This window comes from Acinetobacter sp. ANC_7588 (assembly GCF_056783995.1).
Genome location: NZ_JBWYIU010000007.1, coordinates 92078 through 105550, shown reverse-complemented (window position 1 = coordinate 105550; position 13473 = coordinate 92078). Strand labels below are relative to the sequence as shown.

Sequence of the window (13473 nt, the reverse complement as noted above, 5' to 3'; positions counted from 1 at the left end):
CTTGATATGACCATGATAAAAGCCACAAGAACAGATCACGATGCATTGGTAGAAACATTAAAGCAATCCTTTTGGAACGAAGAGTTTTGCAACTGGGCGATCCAAGCTGAAAAACTGAGTTTCCAACAAAAACATGCAAAACTTGAGCAATTCTTTAGTATTCAATTGAAAGATATCGCTCAACCATATGATGAAGTCTATACCAATCCCGATCGCTCAGTTGCTGCACTTTGGATTCCGCCAAATCAGTGGGATTTAAACCTCATTCAGCAGGTTAAACTACTCCCTCAATTAACGAAGATTATCGGTTTAAGACAACTGGTGAAATTTATTCACATCATTAATCTGGTGCAGAAACATCATCCCAGTGAGGCGCATTATTATTTACAACTCATAGGTGTAAGTCCTGACCACCAAGGACAAGGCTTAGCCAGCAAAGTCTTAACACCTATTCTCACAAAGAGCGATCAACACGGTATCCCATGTTATTTAGAAACTGCAACACCAAGCAATGTTGGACTCTATCGTCATTATGGATTTGAAGTGATCTTTCACCTTCGCGATCTGCCCTACGATGCACCTGAAATTTGGGGAATGTGGCGAAAACCTACACATGAAAAATAAAAAAACCACCCGAAGGTGGTTTTTTTTAAAACATTCTATAAATTAGTGACCTGTACCATTAATGGCTTTCGTCATATCTTCAACAACTTTCTTCGCATCACCAAAGATCATCATTGTTTTGTCGTTATAGAACAAGTCATTATCAAGACCCGCATAACCTGTCGCCATAGAGCGCTTGATCACCATAATGGTACGAGCTTTATGTGCTTCAAGAATAGGCATACCATAAATTGGCGAGTTTGGATCATCTTTCGCTGCAGGGTTAACGACGTCATTCGCACCGATGACCAACACCACATCTGTTGCTGGGAAGTCTGAGTTAATCTCATCCATCTCTAAGATGTCTTCGTACGGAACATCTGCTTCAGCTAAAAGGACGTTCATGTGACCAGGCATACGACCTGCCACTGGGTGAATCGCAAAACGTACAGTTACACCTTGCTCTTTCAATAAATTTGCAAGCTCTTTCACCGCATTTTGAGCACGACCTTGCGCCATACCATAACCCGGTACAATTACAACACTGTCTGCATTTGACATTAAGAAACCAGCATCGTCAGCAGAACCAGAACGGTAGTTGCGTTGAACTGCTGCACCAGCTGATGCTGTCGGTGCTGCAGCACCACCCATTGCACCACCAAACAATACGTTGATGATTGAACGGTTCATTGCTTTACACATAATATAAGACAGAATTGCACCTGACGAACCTACAAGCGAACCTGCAACAATTAACATGTTGTTTTCAAGCGTAAAACCAATCCCTGCTGCCGCCCATCCAGAGAATGAGTTAAGCAAAGACACCACAACTGGCATATCACCACCACCAACAGGCGCAATCCATACCCAACCAAAGGCTAAAGCAAGTGCTGTCATTGCCCAGAACGAGGTCATGTTACCCGTCAAGAAGAAGTGAATCCCTGCTGCTAGCATCGCAATAAAAATCAAAGCTTGAACAGGTTTAACCCATGCACCTGAAATCGTTTTTGCCCATTTCTTTGCCGCCAATTTACCATAAGCAAATACCGATGCAGTGAATGTAATGGCACCAACGAAACATCCTACGAATAATTCGAATAAATGTACGCGACTCATTTCATGGAAGTTCACACCATTTGCAGCCAGTAAGTCTGGCCCAAGCTCGACGAGCTTGTTGTTGTGAATAATTGCAGCGATCGCAATCAACACTGCAGCAAGACCCACGAGTGAGTGCATGAGAGCAACTGTTTCTGGCATTTGTGTCATAGGCACTGTACGAGCTCGAGCAATACCAACAATCGCACCCAATACCATTGCACCGACAATCATCCATACCACAGGATTATCAGCAACAAAGAAAGTTGTTAACACGGCGATTGCCATTGCAATCATACCGTAACGGTTACCTGCAATTGCTGTCTTAGGACCAGACAAGCCACGCAAAGTTAAGATAAAAAGAACGGCACCGATTAGGTAAAACCAATCCGCATACTCACGAATAAATTCCATGTATTAACCCTCTTTTTTCTTTTGCTTTGGCTTAAACATTTCAAGCATACGAGCGGTTACAGCGAAGCCACCGAAAATATTAATGCTTGCTAAGAAAACAGCGATCGCACCTAATACACTCACCACATTGATGGTTTGAAAATCAACAGCCCCCTCAACACCCATAACAGGTAGACCAACAGTTTGGATCATCGCACCGACAATAATAATTGAAGACAATGCATTCGTTACGGCCATCAGCGGCGTGTGAAGCGCAGGTGTCACTCCCCAAACAACGTAATAACCTACGAAGATTGCGAGGACAAAAATTGTAATAGTTTCAACCATGATCAGTCTCCTTAACCACGCTTCAACAGCACTTGACCACCATGAGTGACAAGCAATGCTTTTTGGATTTCATCTTCTTGATTAATGCTGTAGTTTTTATCTTGATCAAAAAGCGTTTCAACAAAGTTATAAACGTTACGTGCATATAGCGCTGAAGCTTCTGTAGAAACGGTCGCTGGAATATTTGGAATACCCAAAATTTTCACGCCATTATCAGTCACAACAGTTTCACCGCATTTTGAGCCTTCAACGTTACCGCCAGTTTCAACTGCCATATCGAGGATGACTGAACCTGGTTTCATTTTGGCAACTGTTTCAGCTTTAATTAAGCGCGGTGCATCACGACCTGGTAAAAGCGCCGTCGTGATCACGATGTCAGCATTCGATACCGCTTTGTCTACAATTGCAGCTTGGTCTTTAATATATTGTTCACCAGGCATCCAACCATAACCATTTTTTGCAGCTTCATCGGCACGCGCTTGCTCTTCTGCTGACATTGGTACGTCTAACCATTTACCGCCTAAAGATTCAACTTGATCTTTGGCTGTTGGACGTAAGTCTGTCGCTTCAACAATAGCACCTAAACGTTTGGCTGTTGCAATCGCTTGTAAGCCTGCTACACCAACACCCATAATGACTACACGAGCTGGTTTAACCGTACCCGCCGCTGTCATTAACATTGGGAACATACGTTGGTACTCTGCCGCCGCAAGAAGCACAGATTTATAACCTGCCAAGTTTGCTTGTGATGACAACACGTCCATATTTTGGGCACGAGATAACGTACGTGGTAATAACTCAAGTGCAAATGCAGACACTTGCTGAGCAGCGAATTGATCAAGTTCCGTATTACGGTACGGATCAAACATCGCAACCACTGTGGTGTTTGGGGCTAATTTTTGTATTTCTTCGCCTTTAGGTGCGCGAACTTTTAAAACCAATTGACTGCCGGTATAAGCATCATCAACAATTTTTGCACCAACCTGTTCATAGGCACTATCAATATAAGCAGCTTTAACACCTGCATTACGTTGGATAACGACACTGTGACCAGCACCAATTAACTTCTTTACTGTTTCTGGTGTCGCAGCTACACGACTTTCACCAACTACAGTTTCGGTAGGGATTCCGATCTGCATGAGCATTCCTCAAGCTAATTTTTCTTAAAGTAGATATCGCATTCCTGCGATATACCCCTGGATGTATTCATGTGAATTTTTTGGATTCTAATTGAACTTTTTTAAATTACCACCCAATATTTATTTAATAAATACCCTCATTTTGAACTCATGATTCACGATCATCACAAAATTTCATGGTATTTGATCTATCATTTTCATAAAAAATAGTTCCAGATTCGTTCAATTTTCGATCCATTTTTTAACAAAAAAGAAACTTTTTTCTAATTTATCGTCAGTATAGGGAGCTTGACTTTATTAAGCTTTGATCATTCTGACATTTTTTAGCTTTCTTTTTATCCCTTTTGATTGTGTTAAAGCGCCGTGCATGTCACAATTTTAGTTGCTTCTTTCATTCTCATAAATCTCAATTTGCCGAATTGACAAAAAATCAGACTAATCGATTCAAATTCTCACGACATTCTTAAAAATTATAAATAAGACAAAATTTAGATAAATCTTGGTTTACACATTGGGCTTAGATTTTGGCTTAAAGATGAAATACAAGATGACAGCTTCTTGAAAAGAATGCTTACAAACCGTGCAAAAAAAATTTGAAATATTTTTTTGATGTATTTTTTGGGTTGATAGACCACTGTTTTTTTCATATTACGCACCACAATGATGCATTTAAACAAAAAATCAAAACTTCTTATGTCGCTAGGTAGGTGATTTAGCGAAAATTAGAGATTGAATTTTAGAGCTTACAATGAAGATTGGCTTATACTTTCATTATTTAAAATTGATTTTTAACATTTATGGTACTTAAGCTGACTCCCACTCAGTTAGGGAGTTTATGTGCGCTGTTGGCAGCATTCTTGTTTAGTAGTAAAGCGATCTTAATCAAACAAGTTTATGCAGTTTCTGAAGATGTTGATGCAACATTGCTGGTTGCCTTAAGGATGCTCAGTGCCTTACCCGTTTTTCTTTTTATTTGTTGGTTGAACCGAAACCATAATCGTGGATTTTCAGCGCAGGATTGGGCCCTACTCCTCGTTGCTGGTTTGATTGGATATTATTTTTCAAGTTGGCTCGATTTTATGAGTCTGATGTACATCAGTGCCTCTTTGGAGCGTATTATCCTATTTCTATATCCCACCATGACAGTAATTGCATCAAGTGTAATTTTCAAACATCCTCTTTCACTGAAGACTATTTTTGCAATTGGACTAAGTTATGGCGGCACGCTTATGGTGATGCTCCAAGAACAAAGCAATGTGCCTCATGAAAGTAATTTTTGGCTAGGTGTGAGTTTAGTTTTCGCAAGCGCGATTTGCTTTGCGAGTTATCTATTGATGACTCCAAAATTAATTCAAAAATTTGGATCGTGGAATTTTACGGGCTTAGCGATGTCTATCGCCTGCTTAGGGACGATTCTTCACTATTTTATTGCTCAGCCAAGCCCTGTATCCAATATCCTTGAACAACCCATGGAAGTAATCGGATATGGTGTTGCATTAGGCATTGGGGTAACGGTGATTCCAACTATTCTCATTGCGCAAAGTATTGCTCGTTTAGGTGCTTCTCAAACAGCCATGATTGGTTCACTTGGTCCAATTCTGACCATTATATTGGCAACTATCTTTTTAGGGGAATCAATGAATATGATTCAATGGTTTGGTTGTGCGCTGAATATATTGGGTGTGATGATGATTACGCTTTCCAAAACTAAACTGAAATAAAGACAACATTAACCTCACAGTTCAAATTTCAAAATAATGCTTCACGATCAAGCTTAGTCTTCATAGTGAATTTCTATTTTCCCTTGATCATCGTCAAATTTAATGTCGAGTGGAACAAAGTGGGAACCCGACGATGTAGACCCCATTTGATCATTTTCATTTCTTAGTGGGCATTCAGTTAAAGATAAGCACCCACAACCAATGCACCAATCCAGTTGTTGACGAAGTTGAAGCATATTTAAGATTTTTTGATCTAAAATTTTTTGCCATGCACTCGATAATGCGGTCCAATCTGATTTAGTCGCGGTTTTATTCTTAGGGAGTATGTTAAATGCTTGCTTCACTTCAGAGAGTGAAATCCCAACCTGCTGTGCCACTTTGATGATGGCAATCCTTCTCAGCATATATCGTGGATATCGCCGTTGATTTCCTTCCGTCCGCACACTCCAAATAAGAGCTTTGTCTTCATAAAATCTGAGTGCTGCGACCGATACACCACTTCGAGCAGCTAACGCGCCTATACTGAGCCACTGTTGTAATTTTTGTTCTTCCATGCTTGACCTCAAGTTAAGTTGAGCTTTCATAATTCTTTTCTAAGCTTAATCCAGAGAAGATAGAATGACAAAACCAAATAAGCCAACGTTTAGTTTAACCACTAAAAATCCACCTCAGCTTTATTCCCCAAGGCAATTTGGATATAGCCACATCTGTGAGGTCAAACACTTCAACACAGTCGTTCATATATCAGGTCAAGGTGGTGAAAATGCCGAAGGACATTATTCCACTGATTATTCAGAACAACTCAACCAAGTCTTCGAAAATCTCAAAATCGCTCTCAGCTATGCACATATCGACTTTTATAACATTGCCGTTCTAAGCGTTTTGATTGTCAATTTTGACCAACAAAAACATCACCTCTTAAATCTGAAAATGAATACAATATGGAAAGATCAAAATTTCCCAGCATGCACACTAATCCCTGTGTCTCGCTTGGCATTAGACGCCATGCAAATTGAAATCGAAGCCACAGCTTACTGCTCCTCATCCACTGAGCCATTTATTCATGTATAACGATCTTGACGATTTAAATAAAAAAGACATCACGAATGACACTGCTTTACTTTGGTTGATGGCCATTGCTTGTGGTATTTGTGCAGGCGCTAATTATTATTCGCAGCCCTTAATTCACTCTGTTCAACTTTACTTTAATGCCCCTGCAACAGATGTAGCATTAACTGTTACTTTGGCTCAAGTCTCTTATGCTGTCGGACTGCTTTTTATCGTACCACTTGGTGATATTCTCAATAAAACGAAATTAATCCCATTTTTAATGTTCTTTGCAGCAGTGGGATTATTTATTTGTGCTTTTTCGCTCAACCTTTATATGTTATGGGCTGGCACAATTATCACTGGGCTTTTCTCGGTTGCAGCACAAATTTTGATTCCGTTTGCCACGATGGCGGTTCGACCAGAACGAACAGGCGAAGTTGTCGGGTTACTGATGAGCGGATTATTGGTGGGTATTTTGATTTCGACCAGTTTAGCTGGTTTGTTATCCAACTTATTTAATTGGCAGCTCATTTATATCGTCAGTGGAATTTTGATGTTAATGGTCGCTGTGGTACTTAATATTCGTCTGCCTTATATTCCTAGCTCTAAAATTAGTTATTTTGCTGTATTTAAATCCATGGGGTTGCTACTTAAAGAAGAGCCTCGTTTAATCTATCGCTCTATCATTGGTGCCTTTGCATTTGCAACGATGAGCATCCTCTTCTCGACCATTTCTATTTTACTTAAATCCTCTTTTTCTCTTGAAGATGTCATGGTGGGTTTAGTCACTTTGGTTGGCGTATTTGGCGCCTTGTCCACCAAGAAAATTGGTAAGATCGCCGACCGTGGTTACGTCAAACAAATCACTTGGTTTGGCATTTTAATCCTAGGTAGCGCATGGATATTCCTTTATTTAGGTGCATTCTATTTAAGTTGCTATATCATCGGTTTTGGACTGATGAATCTCGGTCTAGCATTGGTGCATAGTAGCAACCAGAATGTGATTTTTAATTTAAGACCGGATGCTAAATCTCGTGTAAATTCACTTTATATGACCAGCTATTTTATTGGTGGCGCAAGTGGTTCCGCGCTAGGAATTTATGCTTGGGATCATGGTGGATGGGCAATGGCGTGTATCGTAGGATTAATCTTGGTCAGTTGTACAGCACTATTCACGCTAGTGGATCAACGTTATCATCGAACCCAACTCAGCTAACTCATAAAATATGCATGTTAAGCCTCTATAAATGGAGGCTTTTTCACTAATTTAGCCTCTGCAGTCATCATTCAGTCCTCTAAAGCTGTGTATCTCTTGTGCGTAATCACACACACTGTTCACTATCATTATAAAAAATATTCGTGAACAAGAATGAAAGCAGTTGTATGTCATCAAAATGAATTAACACTTGAAGATGTCAGCCATCTAACACCATCACAAGGACAAACTTTATTAGAAGTTGTGCGATGTGGTATTTGTGGCAGTGATTTACATATGCAACATAGTTGTGACCACATGCATGAACTTACGGCTAAAGTGGGTCTAAAAGGTGTTGCAAAGTCAACAGACCGTTTTGTCATGGGGCATGAATTTTGCGGTCGTATTCTAGATTATGGTCCTAAAACTAGAAAAAAATTTAAAACAGATACCTTAGTTTGTGCGATGCCACTATTGAAAGTTGATCAGTGGGGTTATCAAGCGACTGGTCTTTCCCCTCAAGCTTCTGGTGGTTATGCCGAACAAATCTTGGTGCAATCTCAACTCATGTTTGCGGTGCCAAATGGATTACATCCCGATCTTGCGGCAATGACCGAGCCAATGGCGGTAGCTTTACATGCAGTACGTCGGAGCAGAATAAAGAAATCAGAACCCGCAATTGTTATTGGTTGTGGTCCAGTAGGCTTAGGTGTCATTTTAATGCTCAAAGCGATTGGTGTGAAAAAAATTATTGCCAGTGACTTTTCACCAAATCGCCGTAGGCTGGCTCAACTCTGTGGCGCAGATGTCGTCATTGATCCTAAACAATCATCGCCTTTTGAGAGTTGGAAAGAATACGGTTTATTGGGTGATGCTTCTGAAGCGATTAACTATGGAATCGGTATTTTTGAAAAGATTCAGTCTATGCATATTCCATGGTGGCATGCGTGGCGTGTGGCTGACAAATTAGGTGCTTTACCCAAACGTCCTGTGATTTTTGAATGTGTCGGGATGCCAGGCATCCTTCAACAGATTATTAACGGTGCGCCGTTATTTTCTAAAATTATCGGTGTGGGTGTATGTATGCAATCCGACAGTATCGAACCCGCTTTGGCTTTAAACAAAGAAATCGAAATCCAGTTTGTGATTGGTTATACGCCACTTGAGTTCAAAGATGCGCTCCATATGATCGCTGAAGGTCAAATTGATTGTTCTCCTCTGATAACGGGCGTTGTAGGTCTTGCAGGAGTTAAAGATGCTTTTCAGGCCTTATGTGATCCTGAACAACACGCTAAAATTTTGGTCGACCCCAAAAAAGATCGGATCTGATATCAGTGCACTTTAAATATTCTTTAGGTTCTATACGACATAAGTGCTCAGCGATTTTTTTACTATGGAGCTCAAACTTGATCAGAGTCCCTTATTCATCCTGCATGATACTCAATCGAACTTTAAATTTTTAATTTCATCTATGAATAGATCTTAAACAAGGAAGTTTTATGTCAAATTTAAATCACATGCCTTTCAATGTTGAAGCAAGTTGTTCTTGTGGCGCAAATACTTTTCGCTTTTCTCATGCCCCTATCGCACATTTTATTTGTCACTGCCAAGTTTGCCAAGAATATACAGGTAAGGCATTTTCCGATGTTTTAGTATTCTTGAAACAAGATGTTTGTGATTTAAATATTGAACAGACTAATTTTAAACGTTTGAAATCACCACCCAATATCCGTCGTGGGATATGCAAACAATGTCATTCCCCTTCTATTGAATTTGGAATATTAGATCAGTTGGTATTTATTCCTAAATGGAACTTAAAAGACTTCTCGCAAGTTCCCCCTGAAAATATGCATATTTTTTACCATCGTCGTGTGCAAGATGTAGCTGATAATTTGCCAAAATATAATGGTTTTATCCAGAGTCAAACTCAAGCAGCTAAGTTTATTTTAAAAGGGTTAACTAATAGAATCCTAAAATAAAATCACTAATAAAATATGACTTCACTTGAACACTGTTTAAACCAATGATTGAAAAATTTAAATTAGATCTCTTTCATAAATCAAAAAAAGATCTATCCTTTACTGATTATTTGTACCGAATAATTTTAAATATTCATACATAATTTACGAATGAAATACATCGACTCAAAGAAGCTTTCTGAAACACATTTTAAGCGATATACAGGCATCTCATGGTCAACCTTTGATTTAATGGCTGAACAGCTAAAAATGCTTGTACCTGCTAAAGGTAGACCATCTAAGTTAAGTGTAGAAGATCAAATCCTTCTGTGCTTAAGTTATTGGCGTGAATATCGAACATTGTTTCATGTCGCAACAAGTTATGGTATGTCAGAGCCTACTGCTTCAAGAATCGTCCTCCACGTAGAGGATTGCCTGATCAAGTCCAATCTATTTAATTTACCCAAGAGTTTGCCTGAAGGCTAAGGTATCGACTGGAATGTAGTGATCGTAGATGCTACAAAAATTCCAATACAAAGACCTAAAAAAACAGAAGAAAAGCTATAGTGGTAAGAAGAAAGCTCATACTTTCAAAGTACAAGCCCTTATCCATTATAGAACACAGCAAGTTCTGAGTTTATGCACGAGTTGTGGTGCTGTACATGATTTCGAGCTTTTCAAACGCAACATGAATCAAATTCCTAAAGGGTCTTTTATCCTTGCAGATAAAGGCTATCAAGGGATTTATACGGTGTATCCAAATAGTATATTTCCATTAAAAGCAAAAAAGTACTGTAAACTAGATCCCGAGCTAAAAGTTTACAATCAAGAAATCAATAAAAGAAGAATTGGGATTGAGCATGTATTTGGGACTTTGAAAACCTTCAAAATCCTTGCTGAGCGATATCGCAACCGTGGCAAAAGATTGGGATTAAGATTCAGTTTAATCGCAGGGATTTATAATTTAGAACTGAGTAAAAATGATTTATGAAAGAACCATAATATTTATAGCAAGCAAAAAAATATAATAACCAAGAGGCTTTGTTTCAAACAATAATTCATAACCGCCTGATTCAAATCAATTAAAATAAAAAATTATATCTCCTATAATAAAGATTTATTCATATAAAAAGATTTATATAAAAAAAGCCAAAGCTTCTGATAATATTTAAATTAATATTGAAAATATCCAACCGCCTATAACATTGATATAAGAAAAAAAATACCATCTAATTTTAAGTAGATTTAATTTAAATAAAAAACTAAATATCCAAAAAAATGTATTTAAAGCAAAACATATACAAAAATAAGTGAGAATTAATGTTAGTTCCCCAAAAAATGAATTCTGATAGTGATCAAACAACAATTCAATACTGAGTACAAATGGAAGCGAGCCAATTACAATATTCCAGTTCAATATCTTTTCTCTTTTCTCTTTTAATTGCCAACCAAAGAGAGTCAATGTAGCCTGAAAAATAAAAAAATAAGCCAAAATGAGTAAAAAGTCTCCTGGGTTTTTAAAACCACTCATCATTTTGAAAACCCACATTTGGCTTCATAGCCCATATCCACACATCCTTCATCTATTAGATAAAGCAGTGTATTAAACTTCCTCAAAGTCTGGCTAAATATACCGTCCAGTTTAATACATGACGCCACATCACTTTGACCAATAAGTATTAAACATCTCTTTGATACCATCATCATCTTCCATATATTCCTCAGGTGATATTTTTAAAGCTACACCACTCAAATAAATTATTGCTTTCCATAGAAGCTTCTCTTCAGTAGGAGGATCAAAAAACAATTCATTATGGTCAAGCGCATTCATCCTTATTCTTGCCCACTCTTCAGCTTCCTCTCGACTGATTTTATGGGTCAATAAGCCGCTGAATACTTGTTGTACATCTGATAAAAATATTTTCATAACACCATTTCCCAGTATATTACCCATTCTTATCAAATAAATAATGTGTTTTAGTTCCATTATTAAATTCTGGGCGTATCTGTCTAATATTACCTGAATTATCAAGTGTTTCATGCCCCTCCTCAATGAACCATTTTTTAAATTATGGTAAGATGCCGAGCTTTTCACGATTTACAAAATCTAGGTTTTATCATGTCCAATATCCAATCCTTACAGCCTCGAATTTCCGTCGCACCCATGATGGATTGGACGACTCGTGATTACCGCTTTTTTGCACGCCTATTCAATCCAAATATCATCATGTACACCGAGATGGTAACCACAGGCGCAATTTTATTTGGCGATGCAGCCCGTCATTTAGATTACAGCAAAGAAGAACACCCTATTGTGTTACAGCTTGGTGGATCAAATCCTAAAGACCTCGCAACCTGTTCTAAAATGGCTCAAGATTGGGGCTATGATGAAATCAATTTAAATGTTGGTTGCCCTAGTGATCGTGTTCAAAACAATAAAATTGGTGCTTGCCTCATGGCTGAGCCTGAGCTGGTTGCTGAATGTATTGCTGAAATGCAAAATGCAGTTGATATTCCCGTCACGGTAAAACACCGAATCGGCATCGATGATATGCAATCGTATGAGGAGATGCTGCATTTTGTCGATACCGTTGCAAAAACGGGATGTCAAAATTTTATCGTGCATGCACGCATTGCTTTACTACAAGGTTTGTCACCAAAAGAGAATCGAGACATTCCGCCTTTACGTTATGAAGATGTCTATCGTTTAAAGCAAGATCGCCCAGAACTATTGATCGAAATCAATGGTGGGATCAAAACATTTGCTGAAACTCAACAACACTTACAACATGTGGATGGTGTCATGATTGGTCGTGAGGCTTATCACAATCCTTATCTACTGGCTGAACTAGGACAATTATGGAATTTGTCAGCACCTGATCGTTTTGAGATCATGCAGGAAATGATGCCATATATTGCAATACGTTTAGCTGATGGTGCGCCACTTTCAGTGATTACACGTCATATTTTAGGCTTATTTCAAAACCTTCCTGGTGCACGAAAATGGCGACAAGCCCTGAGCGGGGGTAACGCGAAAACATTAAAAGATATTGAAAATGCCTTAATCGGTATGCAACAAGCCATTCAAAGACATGCTGAACAAGAAAGCTTAAAAATCAATGCTGAATAAACCAATATAATCCGTAAAAAAGGTCTCTTGATAGAGACCTTTTTTGATAATCACTTTTAGGCTTGTTTTGCTTGAATCGAATCTAATCGTTTTAACACTTCAGCCACAGCTACCATTGCAAAACTTGATGTCACCACCACGGCTGAACCATAACCACCACATCTTAACCCAGCACTCGCACAAACATCAGCATTCGAAAAAGGATTATCCACCGAATAAATACAGGTGATACCGAACTTCTCTTTCGGCTTTTTACAGATACCTTTTGAGCGTAACTGACTTCTTAATTTTGCCAGCATCGGGTCGTATTCTGTTTTTGACAAATCTGCGACCCGAATTTTGAGTGGATCTAACTTACCACCAGCACCACCAGATACAATCAAGGGGACTTTATTGAAACGACAATGTAGCATCAATGCGAGTTTTGCTTTGACATCATCAATGCAATCCAAAACAACATCTGGATTTGAACTCAAAATCTCCGTTACATTTTCAGGCGTTAGATAATCATCAATTAAATTGATTTTTATACGTGGATTAATTTGGCGACAACGCTCTGCCATCACTTCAATTTTTTCATGACCTAATGTTGATGTCATCGCAGGTAACTGACGATTAATATTTGACGCTGCAACAGAATCCATATCAACTAGTGTTAACTCGCCCAAACCTGTTCTAGCCAAAGCTTCGACAGCCCAAGAGCCAACACCGCCAATACCAATCACCATGACATGACTGTTTTCATAATGCTGAAAATTTTCTTCACCATAAATTTTGGCTACACCCGTAAAACGGCGTTCATATTCATCATCATGAACTAAGTCAGTCATATTGCTCTAAC

Annotated in this window: 16 protein-coding genes; 9 read left to right on the top strand and 7 right to left on the bottom strand. The window is 38.7% G+C overall.

Annotated features, from left to right (window positions below):
- The first annotated feature begins 6 nt into the window (after positions 1-6).
- Complete coding sequence (locus tag AC1M9J_RS08395) at positions 7-624, top strand: GNAT family N-acetyltransferase (RefSeq protein WP_481613244.1); 618 nt, start codon at positions 7-9, stop codon at positions 622-624.
- Positions 625-666: 42 nt separating this feature from the next.
- On the opposite strand, the gene AC1M9J_RS08390 is transcribed toward AC1M9J_RS08395, so the two are convergent.
- The 3 genes from AC1M9J_RS08390 to AC1M9J_RS08380 are packed head-to-tail and all read right to left on the bottom strand — an operon-like array spanning position 667 to position 3578.
- Positions 667-2112, bottom strand: coding sequence for an NAD(P)(+) transhydrogenase (Re/Si-specific) subunit beta (locus AC1M9J_RS08390; protein ID WP_481952155.1), 1446 nt, complete (start codon positions 2110-2112; stop codon positions 667-669).
- A 3-nt stretch (positions 2113-2115) separates the two neighbouring features.
- Entirely contained in the window at positions 2116-2439 is a 324-nt protein-coding gene (locus AC1M9J_RS08385; protein ID WP_035265316.1) for a proton-translocating transhydrogenase family protein, read from the bottom strand.
- 11 nt (positions 2440-2450) lie between these two features.
- Positions 2451-3578: a Re/Si-specific NAD(P)(+) transhydrogenase subunit alpha gene (locus AC1M9J_RS08380; protein ID WP_035265315.1), complete on the bottom strand. Its 1128-nt coding sequence runs from the start codon at positions 3576-3578 to the stop codon at positions 2451-2453.
- Between the two features lie 797 nt (positions 3579-4375).
- Here AC1M9J_RS08380 and AC1M9J_RS08375 point away from each other — a divergent pair.
- Positions 4376-5299, top strand: a complete 924-nt coding sequence (locus AC1M9J_RS08375; protein WP_481952154.1) for a DMT family transporter — start codon at positions 4376-4378, stop codon at positions 5297-5299.
- Between the two features lie 53 nt (positions 5300-5352).
- Here the strand turns inward: AC1M9J_RS08375 and soxR are convergent, their stop codons facing one another.
- Positions 5353-5853: a redox-sensitive transcriptional activator SoxR gene (gene soxR / locus AC1M9J_RS08370; protein WP_035265311.1), complete on the bottom strand. Its 501-nt coding sequence runs from the start codon at positions 5851-5853 to the stop codon at positions 5353-5355.
- A 64-nt stretch (positions 5854-5917) separates the two neighbouring features.
- Here soxR and AC1M9J_RS08365 point away from each other — a divergent pair, with 64 nt between their 5' ends.
- The 6 genes from AC1M9J_RS08365 (at position 5918) to AC1M9J_RS08340 (ending at position 10493) form a co-directional block, all read left to right on the top strand.
- Complete coding sequence (locus tag AC1M9J_RS08365) at positions 5918-6370, top strand: RidA family protein (RefSeq protein ID WP_481952153.1); 453 nt, start codon at positions 5918-5920, stop codon at positions 6368-6370.
- On the top strand, positions 6363-7565 hold the full coding sequence (locus AC1M9J_RS08360; protein WP_035265309.1) for an MFS transporter: 1203 nt from the start codon (positions 6363-6365) through the stop codon (positions 7563-7565). Before AC1M9J_RS08365 ends, AC1M9J_RS08360 begins: the two co-directional genes overlap by 8 nt.
- A gap of 153 nt (positions 7566-7718) precedes the next feature.
- Positions 7719-8873 (top strand): zinc-binding dehydrogenase, encoded by a 1155-nt coding sequence (locus AC1M9J_RS08355; RefSeq protein ID WP_481952152.1) that lies wholly within the window; start codon positions 7719-7721, stop codon positions 8871-8873.
- Between the two features lie 170 nt (positions 8874-9043).
- Entirely contained in the window at positions 9044-9523 is a 480-nt protein-coding gene (locus AC1M9J_RS08350) for a GFA family protein (protein WP_481596254.1), read from the top strand.
- A 150-nt stretch (positions 9524-9673) separates the two neighbouring features.
- The gene (locus AC1M9J_RS08345; protein ID WP_092768287.1) at positions 9674-9988 is read left to right on the top strand and encodes a helix-turn-helix domain-containing protein; all 315 of its coding nucleotides are present in this window, start codon (positions 9674-9676) and stop codon (positions 9986-9988) included.
- A 28-nt stretch (positions 9989-10016) separates the two neighbouring features.
- On the top strand, positions 10017-10493 hold the full coding sequence (locus tag AC1M9J_RS08340) for a transposase (RefSeq protein ID WP_481596253.1): 477 nt from the start codon (positions 10017-10019) through the stop codon (positions 10491-10493).
- 177 nt (positions 10494-10670) lie between these two features.
- Here the strand turns inward: AC1M9J_RS08340 and AC1M9J_RS08335 are convergent, their stop codons facing one another.
- Both AC1M9J_RS08335 and AC1M9J_RS08330 read right to left on the bottom strand, forming a co-directional pair.
- Entirely contained in the window at positions 10671-11036 is a 366-nt protein-coding gene (locus AC1M9J_RS08335) for a hypothetical protein (protein WP_481608968.1), read from the bottom strand.
- A gap of 126 nt (positions 11037-11162) precedes the next feature.
- On the bottom strand, positions 11163-11429 hold the full coding sequence (locus AC1M9J_RS08330; RefSeq protein WP_481590401.1) for a hypothetical protein: 267 nt from the start codon (positions 11427-11429) through the stop codon (positions 11163-11165).
- 192 nt (positions 11430-11621) lie between these two features.
- On the opposite strand from AC1M9J_RS08330, the gene dusA reads away from it, so the two are divergent.
- Complete coding sequence (dusA, locus tag AC1M9J_RS08325; protein WP_481608969.1) at positions 11622-12632, top strand: tRNA dihydrouridine(20/20a) synthase DusA; 1011 nt, start codon at positions 11622-11624, stop codon at positions 12630-12632.
- 56 nt (positions 12633-12688) lie between these two features.
- On the opposite strand, the gene AC1M9J_RS08320 is transcribed toward dusA, so the two are convergent.
- Positions 12689-13462 carry a tRNA threonylcarbamoyladenosine dehydratase gene (locus tag AC1M9J_RS08320; RefSeq protein ID WP_481587568.1) on the bottom strand — a complete coding sequence of 258 codons (774 nt, stop codon included), beginning with the start codon at positions 13460-13462 and terminating at the stop codon, positions 12689-12691.
- Positions 13463-13473: the final 11 nt, after the last annotated feature.